Source organism: Streptomyces sp. MH60, assembly GCF_002939385.1.
Lineage (GTDB): Bacteria > Actinomycetota > Actinomycetes > Streptomycetales > Streptomycetaceae > Streptomyces.
In genome coordinates, this window is record NZ_MULI01000042.1 from 44,972 (window position 1) to 61,218 (window position 16,247).

Here is a 16,247-nt window from a genome sequence, read left to right on the forward strand (position 1 = left end):
AAGGAGGGCCGTCGCCATGACGACTCCCGTCAAGAAGCCCACGCGTCCCGTCGAGAGGCCCGCGCGGCGCATGCCCGGCTGGGCCAAGGCGCTGACCGCGCTGGTGCTGGTGCTGGTCGTGCTGTTCGCCGGGTTGCGCCTGAGCGTCGTACCGGGGCTGAAGGACCTGTTCGGCTCCGAGACCCAGGACCGTTCGGGCCCGGCGCTGCTGAAGTCCGTCCAGGACATCAGCCGTTACGACGCCGCGTCGGGCAACTTCCAGGTCGTCGTGGACCTGGAGAAGGACGCCAAGTTCCTGCCCGACGCGGTCCGCGGCACCCGCACCCTGTACGTCGGGGCGGGCACCGTCGACGCCTTCGTCGACCTCGGCAAGGTGGGCGAGGACGACGTGACGGTCAACGGCGAGCGGACCTCGGCCACGCTGCGGCTGCCGCACGCGGCGCTGGGCGAGCCGGCGCTCGACCCCGACCGTTCCTACGCGGTCTCCAAGCAGCGCGGGCTGCTCGACCGGCTCGGCGACCTGTTCTCGGACAATCCGAACGGCGAGCAGGCCGTGCAGAAGCTCGCGGCCCGGCACATCGGCGACGCGGCGAAGGACAGCGAGCTGAAGGCGCGGGCCGAGAGCAACACCACCGCCATGCTCCGGGGACTGCTGACGTCCCTCGGCTTCGAGGAGGTGCGGGTGACGTACGGGACCTGAGATCCCGCCGCGGGCACCGCTCCGCTCAGCCGGAGAGGATCCCCGGGAGGGCCAGCGCCCCGAGCACGGTGGTGCCGACCAGCAGCCAGGCCACGTAGTCGCCGATGTGCCCGGACTGCAGCCGCCGCAGGGGCAGCGCCCGGCCCGGCGCGGCGAGCAGCCCCGGTCGTACGACGGCGACGGCCGCCAGTGCCACGGCCAGCACCGTCGACAGGAGCCCCAGGCCGACGCCCGGGGGTGTCCAGTGCACGGAGGTGTGGACCAGACCGGCGGAGGTGGCCTCGCTCATGGCGTGGGCCACCGCAGTGCCGAAGGCGGGGACCGCACCGGCGGCGAGGGCCCCGGCGAGCAGCAGCGCGGGGACCACCGTCATGGTGTCGGGGACGCGGCCGAGCCGCTGCCGGGTCTCGGGCTCCTCCCCCGAACCCGTCGTCTCGTACGCGTCGCCGCCGCCCTTGCCGCCGGCGCCCTCGGGTGTCGGGCCCAGCCCCAGGAACACCCGGGCCGCGACCCGCAGGACGGCGGCCGCGGTGACGGCGCTCACCAGGACGTAGAGCACGGTGAACGGGCCGCCCACCGCCTCCTCGGTGACGGACTTGCCGAGCGCCGTGCCGAACGGCGGCAGTCCCGCCAGCCCGAGCGCGCCGAGGACGACCATCACGGCGACGCCGCGCAGCGGGCGGGCCCGGCCGTGCAGGACGTGCTCGTCGACGCTGCCGTACCGGTCGAGGAGGATGCCCGCGCAGGCGAACAGCGCGGCCTTCACCCCGGCGTGCCCGACGACGTACAGCGCGACCCCGTCGTCGCCCTCGGGCGTGAGGGTGCCGAGGCCGAGCAGGAACAGACCGGTGTGCGCGATCGTCGAGTAGGCGAGGAGCCGTTTGATGTGCCGCTGGTACCAGCACATGACCGCGCCGAGCGCCGCCGTCAGCGCGCCCAGCACCGTCAGCACCCGTTCCGCGTCGGCGGCCGGCAGTCCACCGGGACCGGAGAAGACGGTGTCGTAGACGCGCCAGACGCCGAAGACGCCCAGCTCGACCATGACGCCGGACAGGAGCATGCACACCGGGGTGGGGGCGACCGCGTGCGCGTCCGGCAGCCAGAACTGGAAGGGGACGGCGGCCGCCTTGACCAGCAGACCGGTCAGGACGAGGACGAAGCCGGCCAGCACCAGCGCGTCGGGCGGGCCTTGCGCGTCGAGGGTGCCGCCGATCTCCGTCAGGGCGAGTTCGCCGGTGCGGGCGTAGAGCAGGGCGATGCCCATGAGCAGGGCGTAGGCGCCCAGCGAGTTGACGACGGCGAAGGCCAGCGCGCCCTGTACGGCCCTGGCCTCCTCGACCCGGTGGCCGGTCAGGGCGTAGGCGACGACGCTCATCAGCTCGAACCAGACGAAGGCGTTGAACAGGTCGCCCGCGATCGCGAAGCCGCACATGCCGGCCTGGAAGACCAGGACGAGCGCCGGGAACGCCCCGGCGTGGCCGTGCGGCGGCTCGTCGAAGGAGCGCCAGGAGTAGGCGAGGGCGGCGAGGGTCAGCACGGACACCAGCGCGGCCATGCCGAGCCCGGGTCCGTCGCCGGTCAGCACGATGCCGACGCTGTGGCCCTCGACGGGCTCCCAGCCGCCCACCCACTCGGTCAGCGGCGGGGAGGAGTGCGTCAGCAGGAGGACGGCGAGCGCCGCGGTGCCGGCCGTGACGGCGCAGGCCACGCTCTCCGCGACGAAGCGGGGCACGAGCCGGCCCCCGGCGGCGAGCAGGGCGGCGCCGAGCAGCGGGACGGCGACGAGGAGGGGCAGCAGATGGTGCATCAGCCGCGCAGCTCGCTCAGTTCGTCGGGGTCGACCGTGCCGTGCCGCTTGGCGACCTGCACGACCAGGGCCAGCAGCAGGGCGGTGACGGTGGCGCCGACGACGACGTCGGTCAGGGCGAGGGCCTGGACTACGGGGTCCACCACCGGCCGGGAGCCGGGTGCGAGGTCGGAGAAGACCGGCGCGGTGGCGCCGTCACGGTAACCGACGGCCAGCAGCAGGACGTAGGTGGCGGCCTGGCACACGGACAGGCAGCCCACCGCGTGGACGAGGTCGCGGCTGGTGGCCAGGCCGTAGCAGCCGGCCAGGAAGACCCAGGCGGCCACCAGGTAGGGCAGTACGTGCGTCAGGGCGGTCATGGGCGCTCTCGCTTCCCGCGCTCGTCGGGGTCGTCGTGGCTCTCGCCGCTCTCGCCCTCGTCCACGATCTCCACGGCCTGGTCCAGGAATCCGGCGAGCAGGACGACGACCGCGCAGGCCACCTCCATGCCGATCGCGGCGTTGAGCAGCGGGACGGTGCCGGCGGAGGCGAGCGTGTTGAAGGTGCCGTACGGGAGCAGCGTGTTGGCGAGGAACGCGGAGCCCGCGAGCAGGGCGGCGAGGCCGGTGACGAGGTAGGCGGAGGCGGCGAGCGCGTCGCCCGCCTCGTAGGGAGCGATGGGCCGCACGCGTTCCAGGGCGCGGTAGTCGGCGCCGAGGTACAGCAGGTGCAGGGCGGTGGCGGCGACGACGCCGCCCTGGAAGCCGCCGCCGGGGCTGACCTGGCCGTGCGCGACGACGTACAGGCCGGTCAGCAGGGCGACGGGCAGGACCAGCAGGGCGTAGCGGCGCACGGGCCGGGAGACGGCGGCGGGTTCCGGAACGGCCCGGTGCTCGTCGCGGGTCTGCCGCAGCAGGACCACGCTGCCGAGGACCGCCGCGAACAGGATGCTCATCTCGCCGAGCGTGTCGAAGGCCCGCTGGTCGAAGGTGACGGAGGCGACGGTGTTGGCGGTGTGCCGGCTCAGGGACGCCTCGACGGCCCGGTCGCCGTAGGGGTGCCGGTCACCGCCGAAGCGGGGCAGGTCCAGGCAGGCGGCCACGAGGAGCGCGGCGAGACCGGCGCCGCCCGTGACCACCAGCCACAGCCGCGTGCGCGGGCTCACGGTCCGCCCTCCCGTCCGCGCTGCCCACCCTGACCGCCCTGTCCGTGCTGCCCGCTGGGTCCGCGCTGCCCCCGTCGGCGCACCTTGCGGACCGTCAGCAGCAGGAGGAGAGGAGTCAGGGCGGAGCCCACCGCCAGCTGCGACAGGCCGACGTCGGGTGCCTGGAGCACGGTGAACAGCACGGCGAGGACGACGCCGAGGACGGCCAGGACCAGGGACTGGCGCACCGGGTCGCGGACCGCCACCGCCGCCGTGGCGGACGCGGCGACCAGCAGCAGCGCGACGACGATCACGGCCTCAGCCACGACGGCCCTCCTGCATCCCGCCCGCGAGCGCCCGCGAGGCCACCAGGTTGCCGCCGACCAGCAGCGCCCCGACGACCAGCAGCTTGACCAGGGCCCTGCCCGGCCCGGTGGCCACGCTCACCGCCACCACGACGACGGCGCCGAGGACGGCGGCGGTGAAGGTCGGGCCGCGGGCCTGCGGCGGGTCGTCGGCCAGTTCGTCGGCGAGCAGCCGGGCGAAGACCAGCGTGCCCACCGGACCGAGGACCGCGAGCACCAGCGCGAGGTCGACGTACGCGGGGCGCGCGTAGCCCTGGGCGAGCAGCAGGAGGGCGGGGCAGGCCAGTGCGGTGGACAGGTTCTGGGCGGCGGCCCGACGGCGCAGCGGACCGGTCACCACGCCCCACACCGTGGCTCCGACACCGGCGGCGAGCACGACGACGGCGGCGAGGATCCAGCCGTTCACCGGCCGGTCACCGCCCGCCGCGCGCCCCGGGCGACGAGGGCCGCCACGGCCGAGGCGCCCACGCCCACCGCCAGTTCCAGGGGGTCGACGGTGCTGACGAGAACCAGCCAGAGCGCGGCGAGCGGGACCCACCAGGCGGCCACCTCGGCCACGGCGAGGAGTGTCCTACGCCTCTTCACACGCCACCTCCACGGACCGGCCCGGACCCGTGATGCCCCGGATGCCCTATGTGCCGCCCTTGTTGCTGTTGTTCCGGCTTCGCCGTCATCCAAGCACCGCGCGCGGCACGGCCGACGGCGGCGCGCGGCGGCGCCCCCGGCCGGAGTGCCCCGGCCGGGGGCGGGAAAACCGGCCTGGGCCGGCGGGCCGGGACGGGCACCGCACGGGTGGGCGAGGGTGGGCGCGGGCGTTCGCGCGCGGCCGGTCGCTCACGGGGACGCGCGGTTTGCCGGGCATCCTCGGCGGATCGGCGGGAGGGCGACCGTCGCGAACGGCACACGCTCGCCCTGCCGTTGCGGCTGCTGGCGACGGCGTGCGCGTTCGTCTTCATGGTGGCGTTCGCGGTGGTGCTGGCGCGGCTGACCCTGCAGCCCTCCCCCGCGTCCGAGGCCCTGACGCACACCAACCTGCACCCCGGCCGCTCGCTGAGGGCCTATCTGGACCAGCCCGCCCTGCGTGACGCCGTCAAACAGATCGGCGGGAACATCCTGCTCGGCGTGCCGTTCGGCGTCCTGGTCCCGGTCGTCGCCCCGCGCACGCGCGGCGTGCTGCGCGTGCTGCTGCTGACGGCCGTCGTGATGCTGCTGGTGGAGTCCGCCCAGGGCGTCCTGGTCACCGGGCGGGCCTTCGACGTCGACGACGTCATCCTCAACACCGGGGGAGCGCTGATCGGTTACCTGCTTCTCGGCCGGCGGATGAGCCGCACGGTGCACGCGCGCGGAGGACGCACCTGAGACGGGGCCATCTGGTCCGTACCAAGGTATTGACCGGCCCTTATCTCACTACTTGAATAAAGAGGCGACACCTCCAACCCCCCACCTCGGTCGGCGCCTTCGCGCAAGGCGCCGTACGGAAGGGAGAGCCGTGGCCCGCCCACGCCTGCTCCGCAGATGTCTCCTCGCCGCCGCCCTGTCCGCCGGGCTCGCCGCGTCCCTCGTGACCGGCCCCGCCCAGGCGGACCCGGTGACCTCCCGGGCCTCCGGGACCTCCGGGGCCGCCGACGCCTCGTCCTCCGCGGCCGCCGCCGTGGCCTTCTCCGACACCTTCGACGGTCCGGCCGGTGCGGCCGTCGACTCCTCGAAGTGGCAGATCGAGACCGGCGACAACGTCAACAACCACGAACGGCAGTACTACACGTCCGGCAACAAGAACGCGGCCCTGGACGGCCAGGGCCACCTGGTCATCACCGCCCGCAAGGAGAACCCGGCCAACTACCAGTGCTGGTACGGCACCTGCCAGTACACCTCCGCCCGGCTCAACACCTCGGGCAGGTTCACCGCGCAGTACGGACACGTCGAGGCCCGGATGAAGGTGCCGCGCGGACAGGGCATGTGGCCCGCGTTCTGGATGCTGGGCACGCCGGTGAACTGGCCGGACTCCGGCGAGATCGACGTCATGGAGAACGTCGGCTTCGAGCCCTCCACCGTGCACGGCACCATCCACGGCCCCGGCTACTCCGGCTCGGGCGGCATCGGCGCCGGCTACACCCTGCCGGGCGGCCAGGCCTTCGCGGACGCCTTCCACACCTTCGCCGTCGACTGGGCGCCCGACTCGATCACCTGGTCGGTGGACGGGAACGTCTACCAGCGGCGCACCCCGGCCGACCTGGGCGGGAGGCAGTGGGTGTTCAACAGGCCGTACTTCCTGATCCTGAACCTGGCGGTCGGCGGCTACTGGCCCGGCGACCCGGACGGCTCCACGGTCTTCCCGCAGACGCTCGTCGTCGACCACGTCTCGGTGACGACGGGCGACTCACCGGCCGGCGGCGCGATCCGGGGCCTGGCCGGCAAGTGCGTGGACGTCGCGGCGGCGAACACCGCCAACGGCACGCCCGTACAGCTCTACGACTGCAACGGCACGGCGGCGCAGCAGTGGACGGTGGGCTCCGACGGTACGGTCCGGGCGCTCGGCAAGTGCCTGGACGTCAACGCCGGCGGCACGGCGGACGGCACGGTCGTCCAGCTGTGGGACTGCAACGGCAGCGCCGCCCAGCGATGGGTCGTCACCGCCGCGCGCGACATCGTCAATCCCCAGGCCGACAAGTGCCTCGACGTCGCCGGCAGCAACGCGGCCAACGGCACCCGGCTGCAGATCTGGACCTGCACGGGCGGCGCCAACCAGAAGTGGACGGTCGGCTGAGGCACCGGGCGGGGCGGCCCGGTGCACGCCCTAGTGCGTGGTCCAGGTGAACTTGTCCCCGCCCACCCAGCGGACGACTTCCGGGTCGTCGAGGTCGTGGACGGTGATGCCGAAGGCGGCGGCGGCCTCCAGTACGTCGGTGACGGCCCTGGCCTCACCGACCACCTGGCCGTCGATCTGCACGATCCGGAACGGGGGCGGGCCCGGGTCCACCCCGAACACGAGGATCCGCGGACTGCCGATGTGCGGGCTGTCGATCTCGGTCATGCCTAGAGGGTAGGCCGCAACCCTCGGAAGCGAGGACCGGGCCCGGGGCCGGGCACGGGCCCGGCCGCCCGCCTCGTGGTGCGGGTCCCGGTGCTCTGGGGAACCCTGGACATGCCGGCCGAGGCCGGTGGGGGCCGGTCGAGGTCGGACCAGGAGGTGGCGATGGACCCCGTCGAGGCACTGGAGCGGATCGCGTTCCTCCTGGAGCGGGCCCAGGCGCCGACGTACCGTGTCCGCGCCTTCCGCACCGCGGCCGGGGTGCTCGGTGGGCTGTCGGCCGCCGAGCTGCGCGAGCGGGCCGGATCACTGGAGTCGCTCAAGGGGGTCGGGCCCAAGACCGCGCAGGTGGCGCGCGAGGCGCTGGACGGGCAGGTGCCCGGCTATCTCGCGAAGCTGGAGGGCGAGGCGGACACCCCGCTCGCCCGGGGCGGTGAACGGCTGCGGGAGCAGCTGCGCGGCGACTGCCATCTGCACTCGGACTGGTCCGACGGCGGCAGCCCGATCGAGGAGATGGGCCGCACCGCGGCGGCGCTCGGGCACGAGTGGGCGGCCCTGACCGACCACTCGCCGCGGCTGACGGTGGCCCGTGGCCTCTCCCCCGCACGGCTGCGCGAGCAGTTGGACGTGGTGGCGGAGCTGAACGCGGCCTGGGCCCCGTTCCGGCTGCTGACCGGCATCGAGTGCGACATCCTCGACGACGGCTCGCTCGACCAGGAGCCGGAGCTGCTGGAGCGCCTCGACGTGGTGGTCGTGTCCGTGCACTCCAAGCTGCGGATGGACGCCCGCTCGATGACCCGCCGGATGGTGGCCGCCGTCCGCGATCCGCACGCCGACGTGCTCGGGCACTGCACCGGACGGCTGCTGACCGGGCGGGGGCGGCCGGAGTCGGAGTTCGACGCGGAGGAGGTCTTCGCCGCCTGCGCCGAGTCCGGCACGGCCGTGGAGATCAACAGCCGTCCCGAGCGGCTCGACCCGCCGCGGCGGCTGCTGCGCCGGGCGGTGGCGGCCGGCGTGCTGTTCGCCATCGACACCGACGCGCACGCGCCCGGCCAGCTGGACTGGCAGATCCACGGGTGCGCCCGGGCCGAGGAGTGCGGGGTGCCCCCGGAGCGCGTGGTCACCACCTGGTCCCTGGACGAGCTGCTGGCCTGGACGCGCGAGGGCCGTACACCGTCCGGAGTGGCGAGCCGCTGACGTGGTACCCGACCGCCGGTCCGCACTCCGCGGACCGGCGGACCACGAAAGGGACAGTGCATGGAACGGGCGGCCGTGTTCGACGTCGACGGAACCCTCGTCGACACCAATCACCTGCATGTGACGACCTGGTGGGAGGCGTTCCGGCAGGCGGGCCATCACGTGCCGATGCACGCCGTCCACCGGGCGGTGGGCCTCGCCTCCGGCGACCTCGTCGCACGGCTGCTGGGCGAGGACCGGGACAAGGACCAGGACGCGGAGCTGAGCGCCGCCCACAAGGCACTGTACGGACAGTACTTCGACCGGCTGCCGGCGCTGCCGGGCGCCGGGGAACTGCTGCGCCGGCTGGCCGGCGACGGCTGGACGGTGGTGCTGGCCACCTCGGCGGGCGGATCGGAGCTGGGCGCGCTGCGGCGGGCGATCGACGCGGACGACGCGATCGCCGCCACCGCGAGCGCCGACGACGTGGACGCGGGGAAACCGGCGCCGGAGCCGGTCGAGCACGCCCTGGAACTGGCCGGGGTGCCGGCCGAGCGGGCCGTCTTCGTCGGCGACACCGTGTGGGACATGCGCGCGGGCAGCCGGGCCGGGGTGCGCTGCGTGGGCGTGCTGTGCGGCGGTCTGCCCCGCGCCGACCTGGAGGAGGCGGGCGCGGAGGCGGTCTACGCCGACCCGGCCGACCTGCTGGCCCGCCTGGGCGGGAGCCCGCTGGCATGAGTCACCGCACCGAACCCCGCACCCTCCCCAGGCACCTCGCACCCCGCATGCCCCGTAAGCCCCGTAAGCCCCGCGTCGAGACGAGTCCGCCGGTCACGCGGGCACCCGGTACCGCATGAGCGCAGTGACACACACCCTGCGGGAGGCACTCCGGGGTCGGCGGCCCCTGGCCGCGGTGTGGTGGGAGGCGTGTTCCGTCGGACGGGCCGCCCGGGCCGCCTGGCGGGGGCCGGGACGGGAACGCGACCTGGTCGTGCAGTCGCTGAAGGCCGCGGGCGCGGCGCTGATCGCCTGGGCCGTGGCGGGCGTGTGGCTGGACGACCCGATGGCGTTGATGGCGCCCTGGGTGGCGCTCGTCCTCGTGCAGGCCACCGTCTACAGCTCGGTGCGGCAGGCCGGACAGCAGTTCGCGGCGATCTGCGTCGGCGCGCTGGTGGCGTCGGGGGCCCAGGCGATCACGGAGGACAACACGGGGGCGCTGGTGCTGTCCCTGCCGGTGCTGATGCTGGCCGCGAACTGGTCCCGCTTCGGCCCGCAGGGCATCTACACGGCCACCACGGCGGTGTTCGTCCTGGCCTCCGGCACCACGGTGTCGGCCGCCGCGGTCGGTCACCGGGTGGGTCAGGCGGCGCTCGGGGCGGTCATCGGCGTGGCGGTCAACGCGCTGGTGCTGCCCCCGGTCCACCTGCGGGACGTACGGGAGAACCTCGCGGCGCTGGCCCGGGAGTCGGGCGACCTCCTGCACGCCGTCGCCGCCGACCTGCGCGAGACCCAGTGGGACGCGCAGAACGCGGCCGACTGGTCCCGGCAGGCCGCGTGGCTGCAGCGGCGCCTGGACGCGCTGTACTCCGCCCGGTCGTGGAGCCGGGAGAGCCTGCGCCTGACCTCGGGCCCGCTGCGCCGGCTGACCCGCCGGCCCACGGGCGTGCCGCCGGAGGACGAGGACCAGCGGTGGAGCCGGATCACCGGGAACCTCACCGCGCTGACCCGGACCCTGGCCGTGGCGGCCGACGAGCACCGCACGCCCGTACCGCCGGAGGGGCCCGACCTGGACCTGTACGCGCGCCTGCTGCGGCTGATCGGCGACGCCTGCCACGCCGAGGCCGGCTGCCTGGTGGGCGAACGGGACGGGGCCGATTCGGGGGCGGCGACCGAGGAGACGATGGAGGAACTGCACCGGCGGCTGCAGGAACGTCTGCGGGAGCACGCCGGACAGGGCGCTTCCCGGACCGCGGTGCTCGGCGCCCTGCTGCTGCAGGCGGAGAACCTGTGGGCCGAGATCGTGCCCGATCCCCACGAGCCCGATCCCCACGAGCCCGGTCCCCACGAGCCCGGTCCCCACGCGCCGGACCACCCCCACAAGCCCAACCCTCACGAGCCCGCCGAACAGTGACGCACATCACCCCAAACCGCGACAGACGGTGGAACACCGGCAGGTGGTTCGCCGTTGAACAGACCGTGGGTACGGATGGGACAGTGTCCCCGGGCCTCACCTATTGCCCACAGGGACGATCGTTCGGCTGAAGCCCTGTGGAGCCTTTCGCCGAGAGGCGACCGCCATCCGTATCCACCCCGAGCCGCCCCGGCCGTGATTCCCCCGTCGCGGTCGGGGCTTCTCCATGCCCGCCCGTCGGCGCGTGCCCTTCCCGGGCGGCGGGTACCCGGTGCTCTCCGCACGGGCGAACGGCCGAGAGGAGCACAGGGTGAGCAGCGCAACGGGCAGCAGGATCGTGGTCACGGGTGCCACGGGCAACGTGGGCACCAGCGTGGTGCGGCTTCTCTCCGAGGATCCGGAGGTGGGGTCCGTGCTGGGACTGGCCCGGCGGGTCCCCGGCTGGTCGCCCGCTAAGACGGAGTGGGCGGCGGTCGACCTGGCCTCCGAGCAGACCGACCTGGCCGGCCACTTCGCCGGCGCCGACGCCGTCGTCCACCTGGCCTGGGCCTTCCAGCCGACGCACGACCCGGCGACGACCTGGCGCACGAACGTACTCGGCTCCATCCGGGCCTTCGAGGCGGTGGCCGCGGCCGGGGTGCCGGCGCTGGTACACGCCTCGTCGGTCGGCGCGTACTCCCCGGGGCCGAAGAACCACGCGGTGGACGAGTCGTGGCCGACGCACGGCTGGCCGGACGCCGCGTACTGCCGGGAGAAGGCCTACCTGGAACGGACCCTGGACACCTTCGAACGCGACCACCCCGGGATCCGGGTGGTGCGGATGCGGCCGGCCTTCCTCTTCAAGCGGGAGTCGGCCAGCGAGCAGCGCCGGATCTTCGGCGGCCGGTTCCTGCCAGGTCCGGCGGCGCGTCCGGAGCTGCTCCCGTTCCTGCCGGACGTCCCCGGGCTGCGGGTGCAGGCCCTGCACACGGACGACGCCGCCCACGCCTACCGGCTGGCGGTGCGTTCCGAGGACGCCCGGGGCGCGTTCAACCTCGCGGCCGATCCGCCGGTGGACGCCGAGTTGCTGGGCGAGCTGCTCGGGGTGCGTCCGGTCCGGCTGCCGCGCACCGCGGCCCGCTCGGCGATCGCCGCCGCGTGGGGGATGCGGCTGCTGCCCGCCTCGCCGCATCTGTTCGACGCGGTGCTGCGGCTGCCGCTCATGGACTGCACCCGGGCACGGGTGGAGCTGGGCTGGCGCCCGACGCGCACGGCCACGGAGGTGCTGGAGGAGTTCCTGCGGGGCCTGCGGCAGGGCGCGGGGGCGGACACGGAGCCGATGCGCGGGCGCAAGGTGGGCTGAGCGTCGCGTGTGAGGGGCGGCGGGCATCCGCCCGCCGCCCCTCACACGCGACGCTCTCAGTCCCGGGCCGGGTGGCCCTTCAGCCGGAGGGCTCGTCGGGCACCGGGTGCTCGGGGTGTACGGCGCCCGAGTGCGGTGCGCCCTGGCGGCCCGTGCCCGCCTCGTCGGTGTCGGGGACGTCGGGCGCGGATCCGGTCTCCGCGTCGCCGGGGGTCTCCGCGTCATCCTCGGGCCGGTCGTTGTCCAGGCCCTGCCGGTGCTCGCGCTGCTCCCGGGTGGGCGAGGCGGCCTCCCACGGGTCGTCGTGGTCGCCGGCCTGCTGGTCCGGCATGTCGCGCGGGACGGGGGCACCGTTCTCCCCCGGTCCTTCGTGGTGGTGGTCGGACACGGCACGCTCCTTCCCGCGGCTCTCCTGGTCCTCCGGTCGCCCGACGGCCGTACGGGCCCGCCGTGCGGCCGTCGGAGCGACGTCGGGTACCTCCGCGGCGGCCGGCGAAACCTCAGTGCGGTGCCCGCTCCTCGAGCGCCGTGCGCCAGGCGGGGACCGGGTATTCCGGGGCCGGTTCGGGGCGCCTGCCGCCTCGCGCGAAGAAGTCGGCCAGGGGCAGGATCGCGGCGCCGACGGTGACGGCGTCCGGGCCGAGCCGCCCCAGGTCGACCGTCACCTTCTGAGCGGGGTGGCGCAGCGCGTACGACACGGCGTGGCGGCGTACGGCGGGCAGGAAACGGGTGCCGAGCTGGAGACCGGCCCAGCCGCCGATGAGGATGCGCTCCGGCTGGAAGAGGTTGATCAGGTCGGACAGGCCGGCGCCCAGGTATTCGGCGGTCTCCTCCAGTACGGCGAGCGCGACCGGGTCGGCGCTCCCGCCGTCGGCCGGGTAGGCGGCGGCGAGCATCGCGGTGAGGGCGGTCTCCTCGTCGGTGCCCTCCGGCACCCGGCCGTCCTCCTCCCGCCAGCGGGCCAGCAGCGACTCGGCGCCCGCGTACGCCTCCAGGCAGCCGAGCGCTCCGCAGCGGCAGCGGCGGCCCCGGACCCGGACGGTCAGGTGTCCCCATTCGACCGCCCGGCCCTGCTCGACCTCGGGGGTGACGAGGCTGGCGCCGACACCGGAGCCGAAGAGGACCACGACCGCGTTGCGGGCGCCGCGTCCGGCGCCGAACCACATCTCGGCCTGGCCCAGGGTCTTGGCGCCGTTGTCGATGAGGTAGGGCACGGTGTCGGGCAGCGGGGAACCGGCGCGCAGCAGGGCCTCCAGCGGGACCGCGTCCCAGCCGATGGTCTGGCCGTGCACCACGGCACCGCGGTCGGCGGTGTGCTCCACGATGCCGGGGACGCCGATCCCGGCGCCGAGCAGCCGCTCGGGCGGGAGTCCGGCCGTGGCCAGCACCTCGGCGACGCCCTCGCGGATGTGCCCGACGATGACGTCGACGTCGTAGCGCTGCGGGGCCAGCGGGCGTTCGGCGCGGGCGAGTTCGGTGAGCGTCAGGTCGAACAGCTCGACCCGCACCCGGGTCTCGCCGACGTCCACGCCGATCATGTGGCCGCTGGCCGGGGCCACGCGCAGCAGGGTGCGGGGGCGGCCGCCGTCGGAGTCGACACTGCCGGCCTCCTCCACCAGTCCGTCGGCGGCCAGGTCGGCGACCACGTTGCTGACGGAACCGGAGCTGAGTCCGGTCGCCGGGCCCAGCTCGAAGCGGCTGAGCGGTCCGTCGAAGTAGAGCCGTTGCAGCACGGCCGTACGGTTGGCCCTCCTCAGGTCACGCACCGTGCGCCCGTTCCGCCCCGCCATGTGGTTCCTCCCGTACCGTGCCCGGTCTGCAAGATACCTCTGCCGTCCGACCGCACGCGACTTCCCTTGATACTTAATTCATGCTATGAACTCGCCTCCCCGAAATCCGGTGGCGCCTCAGCGCGTAGGCTATCTACGCTAGGTGAAAACCTAGAGATCCTAGGTTCCCTTCACTCAAGGTTCGATCAAGGGGAGGCTCCCCATGAGAGCACTCGGCGAGCAGGACGTCCGCGGTTCCTTCATCAACTGCTCGAAGGGCGAGGCCAAGCGCCTGGCCGTCCCCCGCGACCTGGACGAGCACCCCTGGGACGATCTCGACTTCCTCGGCTGGCGGGATCCCGGGGCACCCGACCGCAGTTACCTGGTCGCCGACCTGGACGGGCGCCTCACGGGTGTGGCGCTGCGCTTCCAGCCCGCCAGGATCGGCTTCTTCCAGCGCAGTATGTGCGCGCTGTGCCTGACCACCCATCCCCGGGGCGGTGTGTCGCTGATGACGGCACGCAAAGCCGGAGCGGCCGGCCGCGAGGGCAACTCGGTCGGCCTGTACATGTGCACCGACCTCGCCTGTTCCCTGTATCTGCGGGGCAAGAAGGTGTCGCAGAGCGGCGCCCGCTTCGAGGAGAGCCTCACCCTGGAGGAACAGGTCGCCCGGACGCTGGGCAATCTGTCCGCGTTCGTCGCCAAGGTGACGAGCTGACCCGTCCGGCGTCTCCCGGCGCGTGAGAGGAGGTCCGGCCACCCGCGTCCGGCTACCGTCCTGAGCGGACACGTTCGAGGCGCCTGCGGAAGGGAACAGCCCGAGGATGCGGGATGTGCTTGAGGCCGCGAGGACGGCTCTGCGGCGGGTGAAGTGGCTGAAGGACCCCGTGGTCGTGCAGGCCCTGCGGTCCGCCGCCGCGGCTTCCATCGCCTATGTCATCGCGGTACGGCTGAGCCCCGACAAGTCGGCGGCGCCGCTGACCGCGCCCCTGACCGCGCTGCTGGTCGTCCAGGTCACCCTGTACGCCACGCTGAAGATGAGCTTCCGCCGGGTGAACGCCGTGGTCGCCGGTGTCCTGGTCGCCATCGCCTTCAGCCAGTTGGTCGGGCTCAGCTGGTGGAGTCTGGCCCTGATCATCCTGGCGGCGCTGGGCGTCGGGCACCTGGTGCGCGCCGAGGAGTTCACCGCCGAGGTGGCGATCAGCGCGATGCTGGTGCTCGGCGTCACCTCGCACGGGAGCCTGGCGTGGGCCCGGGTGGTGGAGACCCTGATCGGGGCGATCGTCGGTCTGGTCTTCAACCTCATCCTCGCGCCGCCGGTGTGGGTGGAGCAGGCCGGCGAGTCCGTCGTGGGGCTGGCCCGGCAGGTGCGCCAACTGCTGCTGCGGATGGGCGAGGAGGCGGCGGGCAGCACGCCCTTCCACGAGGCGGCGGCCCGGCTGCACGAGGCGCGCCGGCTCGACCACGACATCGGCGAGGTGGACGAGGACCTGCGCCAGGCCGAGGACAGCCTGCGGTTCAACCCCCGGGTGCGCGAGGGGCTGCTGCACCGGGTGGTGCTGCGCACCGGCCTGGACACCCTGGAGATCTGCACGGTGGTCATGCGGGTCCTCGCGCGCAGCTTCACCGACCTCGCCAAGCAGCGTGAGCCGGACCCCCTGTTCGCGCCCGAGACGGGCGCCGCGGTCCAGCAGTTGCTGTCCGAGATCGCCGACGCCGTGGTGAGCTTCTCGGTGCTCGTCACCACCAGCGCGAGCGAGAACGCCGAGTCCGCGGAGGAGCGCCTGGCCGCGGAGCTGCGACAGGCCGCGGCCACCCGGGACCGGCTGGCCGACCTGCTGCTCGAGGAGGTCCGGCGCGACGCCCGGCAGTGGGAGCTGCGGGGCGCGGTGCTGGCCGAGGTGAACCGGATCATCGACGAGATGGACACCGAGCACCGCTCCCGCCGCCTCCTGGAGGAGCTGGACCGCCACACGCGCGAGCAGCGCGAGCGCATGCCGCGCCTGACCCGGCTGCGGGACCGGGTGCGGGCCGGGCTGCGCAGGCGGAACCGCGGCACCACCGCGCGGCGTTCCTCCTGAGGAACGACGAACAGCGCACGGCCGACGAAGGCGCGTGAACGGCGAATCGAGGGGGCCTCCGGATGAGCGACACCAGTGTGCGGATCGACGGGAACCGGCTGTCACTGCCGGGCGGGGCGACGGTCCGCTTCATACGCACCCTGCGGCTGCCGGAGACGGGCACGCACCCGCTGCCGCCCGGGCTCGGCGAGTTCCCGGTCCGCCGGGTCTCCGACTACGCCGACCGCGTGCCCGAGGCGTGGCGGACGCGCGGCGGCGTGATGCTGCCGGTGTACCTGCGTGAGGCCATGTGGCTGAGTTTCGCGGGCACGAGGGAGCCCGCCGCGCTCCAGGTGGGGGTCGGCAAGGTGTGCGCGGTCTCCGGCAGTCCCTGGAGCGACCGGCTCTCCCGTGACCCGCAGAACTACGTGGTCCTGCCCCGGCAGCCCTGGCTGGACGGCATCAACTCCGGTACCGGCACGGTCCGCCAGTTCGTGGCGGTGCCGCTCGGCATGGGGGCGACGGTCGAGGGCCAGGTCACCGGCGAGGAGGTCTGGGGCGGCGTCCAGTTGCAGGCGTTCACCCTCAACGACACGGAGCTGGCCCGCTGGCGCGAGGAGGAGCGCCGCCGCACGGAACTGGCCCGCAGGGCGGCCCGTTCCGGCGGTGCCTTCGGTGCTCCGGCGCCGGCCTCGGCCCCGGCCGCCCCGGGCGCGGCCGCGGGGTACGGCGGTGCGCCCCGGTCC

At 74.1% G+C, this 16,247-nt stretch carries 18 protein-coding genes and 1 pseudogene; 10 read left to right on the forward strand and 9 right to left on the reverse strand.

Annotated features, from left to right (window positions below):
* Window positions 1-16 precede the first annotated feature (16 nt).
* Window positions 17-700, forward strand: coding sequence for a DUF4230 domain-containing protein (locus tag BZZ08_RS23840; protein ID WP_104634298.1), 684 nt, complete (start codon window positions 17-19; stop codon window positions 698-700).
* A gap of 25 nt (window positions 701-725) precedes the next feature.
* Here BZZ08_RS23840 and BZZ08_RS23845 read toward each other — a convergent pair whose 3' ends face one another.
* Genes BZZ08_RS23845 through BZZ08_RS23870 form a run of 6 tightly spaced genes read right to left on the reverse strand, consistent with a single transcriptional unit; the run spans window position 726 to window position 4,580 of the window.
* Window positions 726-2,507 carry a complex I subunit 5 family protein gene (locus BZZ08_RS23845; RefSeq protein ID WP_104634299.1) on the reverse strand — a complete coding sequence of 594 codons (1,782 nt, stop codon included), beginning with the start codon at window positions 2,505-2,507 and terminating at the stop codon, window positions 726-728.
* Complete coding sequence (locus tag BZZ08_RS23850) at window positions 2,507-2,866, reverse strand: sodium:proton antiporter (protein ID WP_104634300.1); 360 nt, start codon at window positions 2,864-2,866, stop codon at window positions 2,507-2,509. Before BZZ08_RS23850 ends, BZZ08_RS23845 begins: the two co-directional genes overlap by 1 nt.
* Window positions 2,863-3,651: an MnhB domain-containing protein gene (locus tag BZZ08_RS23855; protein ID WP_104634301.1), complete on the reverse strand. Its 789-nt coding sequence runs from the start codon at window positions 3,649-3,651 to the stop codon at window positions 2,863-2,865. The genes BZZ08_RS23850 and BZZ08_RS23855 overlap by 4 nt, the downstream gene beginning before the upstream one ends.
* Complete coding sequence (locus tag BZZ08_RS23860) at window positions 3,648-3,956, reverse strand: hydrogenase subunit MbhD domain-containing protein (RefSeq protein ID WP_104634302.1); 309 nt, start codon at window positions 3,954-3,956, stop codon at window positions 3,648-3,650. The genes BZZ08_RS23855 and BZZ08_RS23860 overlap by 4 nt, the downstream gene beginning before the upstream one ends.
* Window positions 3,949-4,401, reverse strand: coding sequence for an MrpF/PhaF family protein (locus BZZ08_RS23865; RefSeq protein WP_104634303.1), 453 nt, complete (start codon window positions 4,399-4,401; stop codon window positions 3,949-3,951). The genes BZZ08_RS23860 and BZZ08_RS23865 overlap by 8 nt, the downstream gene beginning before the upstream one ends.
* Window positions 4,398-4,580, reverse strand: coding sequence for a hypothetical protein (locus BZZ08_RS23870; protein WP_104634304.1), 183 nt, complete (start codon window positions 4,578-4,580; stop codon window positions 4,398-4,400). The genes BZZ08_RS23865 and BZZ08_RS23870 overlap by 4 nt, the downstream gene beginning before the upstream one ends.
* 207 nt (window positions 4,581-4,787) lie before the next feature.
* Here BZZ08_RS23870 and BZZ08_RS23875 point away from each other — a divergent pair, with 207 nt between their 5' ends.
* Complete coding sequence (locus BZZ08_RS23875; protein ID WP_446750271.1) at window positions 4,788-5,354, forward strand: VanZ family protein; 567 nt, start codon at window positions 4,788-4,790, stop codon at window positions 5,352-5,354.
* Between the two features lie 130 nt (window positions 5,355-5,484).
* Window positions 5,485-6,759 carry a glycoside hydrolase family 16 protein gene (locus tag BZZ08_RS23880; protein ID WP_104634305.1) on the forward strand — a complete coding sequence of 425 codons (1,275 nt, stop codon included), beginning with the start codon at window positions 5,485-5,487 and terminating at the stop codon, window positions 6,757-6,759.
* 30 nt (window positions 6,760-6,789) lie between these two features.
* Here the strand turns inward: BZZ08_RS23880 and BZZ08_RS23885 are convergent, their stop codons facing one another.
* Window positions 6,790-7,026, reverse strand: a complete 237-nt coding sequence (locus BZZ08_RS23885; RefSeq protein ID WP_104634306.1) for a hypothetical protein — start codon at window positions 7,024-7,026, stop codon at window positions 6,790-6,792.
* A gap of 162 nt (window positions 7,027-7,188) precedes the next feature.
* On the opposite strand from BZZ08_RS23885, the gene BZZ08_RS23890 reads away from it, so the two are divergent.
* The 4 genes from BZZ08_RS23890 (at window position 7,189) to BZZ08_RS23905 (ending at window position 11,672) form a co-directional block, all read left to right on the forward strand.
* Window positions 7,189-8,220: a PHP domain-containing protein gene (locus BZZ08_RS23890; protein WP_198601659.1), complete on the forward strand. Its 1,032-nt coding sequence runs from the start codon at window positions 7,189-7,191 to the stop codon at window positions 8,218-8,220.
* Between the two features lie 60 nt (window positions 8,221-8,280).
* Window positions 8,281-8,937 (forward strand): HAD family hydrolase, encoded by a 657-nt coding sequence (locus BZZ08_RS23895; protein ID WP_104634308.1) that lies wholly within the window; start codon window positions 8,281-8,283, stop codon window positions 8,935-8,937.
* Window positions 8,938-9,052: 115 nt separating this feature from the next.
* Window positions 9,053-10,330 carry an FUSC family protein gene (locus tag BZZ08_RS23900; protein WP_198601660.1) on the forward strand — a complete coding sequence of 426 codons (1,278 nt, stop codon included), beginning with the start codon at window positions 9,053-9,055 and terminating at the stop codon, window positions 10,328-10,330.
* 310 nt (window positions 10,331-10,640) lie between these two features.
* Entirely contained in the window at window positions 10,641-11,672 is a 1,032-nt protein-coding gene (locus tag BZZ08_RS23905; protein ID WP_104634309.1) for an SDR family oxidoreductase, read from the forward strand.
* A gap of 79 nt (window positions 11,673-11,751) precedes the next feature.
* Here BZZ08_RS23905 and BZZ08_RS23910 read toward each other — a convergent pair whose 3' ends face one another.
* Entirely contained in the window at window positions 11,752-12,060 is a 309-nt protein-coding gene (locus BZZ08_RS23910) for a hypothetical protein (RefSeq protein ID WP_104634310.1), read from the reverse strand.
* Window positions 12,061-12,172: 112 nt separating this feature from the next.
* A complete protein-coding gene (locus tag BZZ08_RS23915; protein WP_104634311.1) occupies window positions 12,173-13,462 on the reverse strand; it encodes an ROK family transcriptional regulator in 1,290 nt (429 codons plus the stop codon).
* 202 nt (window positions 13,463-13,664) lie between these two features.
* Between BZZ08_RS23915 and BZZ08_RS23920 the strand changes: the two genes are divergently transcribed.
* The 3 genes and pseudogenes from BZZ08_RS23920 to BZZ08_RS23930 all read left to right on the forward strand — a co-directional run.
* Entirely contained in the window at window positions 13,665-14,159 is a 495-nt protein-coding gene (locus BZZ08_RS23920; RefSeq protein ID WP_104634312.1) for an FBP domain-containing protein, read from the forward strand.
* A gap of 106 nt (window positions 14,160-14,265) precedes the next feature.
* Window positions 14,266-15,522 carry an FUSC family protein gene (locus BZZ08_RS23925; protein WP_198601661.1) on the forward strand — a complete coding sequence of 419 codons (1,257 nt, stop codon included), beginning with the start codon at window positions 14,266-14,268 and terminating at the stop codon, window positions 15,520-15,522.
* 62 nt (window positions 15,523-15,584) lie between these two features.
* Window positions 15,585-16,247, forward strand: a pseudogene (locus BZZ08_RS23930) (hypothetical protein); the annotation flags it as partial.

Excerpts from the sequence above, each read along its gene's own strand:
- BZZ08_RS23850 (WP_104634300.1), bottom strand. The coding sequence starts at position 2,866 with ATGACCGCCCTGACGCACGTACTGCCCTACCTGGTGGCCGCCTGGGTC.
- BZZ08_RS23925 (WP_198601661.1), top strand. The coding sequence starts at position 14,266 with ATGCGGGATGTGCTTGAGGCCGCGAGGACGGCTCTGCGGCGGGTGAAG.
- BZZ08_RS23840 (WP_104634298.1), top strand. The coding sequence starts at position 17 with ATGACGACTCCCGTCAAGAAGCCCACGCGTCCCGTCGAGAGGCCCGCG.
- BZZ08_RS23895 (WP_104634308.1), top strand. The coding sequence starts at position 8,281 with ATGGAACGGGCGGCCGTGTTCGACGTCGACGGAACCCTCGTCGACACC.
- BZZ08_RS23915 (WP_104634311.1), bottom strand. The coding sequence starts at position 13,462 with ATGGCGGGGCGGAACGGGCGCACGGTGCGTGACCTGAGGAGGGCCAAC.
- BZZ08_RS23845 (WP_104634299.1), bottom strand. The coding sequence starts at position 2,507 with ATGCACCATCTGCTGCCCCTCCTCGTCGCCGTCCCGCTGCTCGGCGCC.
- BZZ08_RS23890 (WP_198601659.1), top strand. The coding sequence starts at position 7,189 with ATGGACCCCGTCGAGGCACTGGAGCGGATCGCGTTCCTCCTGGAGCGG.
- BZZ08_RS23885 (WP_104634306.1), bottom strand. The coding sequence starts at position 7,026 with ATGACCGAGATCGACAGCCCGCACATCGGCAGTCCGCGGATCCTCGTG.
- BZZ08_RS23900 (WP_198601660.1), top strand. The coding sequence starts at position 9,053 with ATGAGCGCAGTGACACACACCCTGCGGGAGGCACTCCGGGGTCGGCGG.
- BZZ08_RS23920 (WP_104634312.1), top strand. The coding sequence starts at position 13,665 with ATGAGAGCACTCGGCGAGCAGGACGTCCGCGGTTCCTTCATCAACTGC.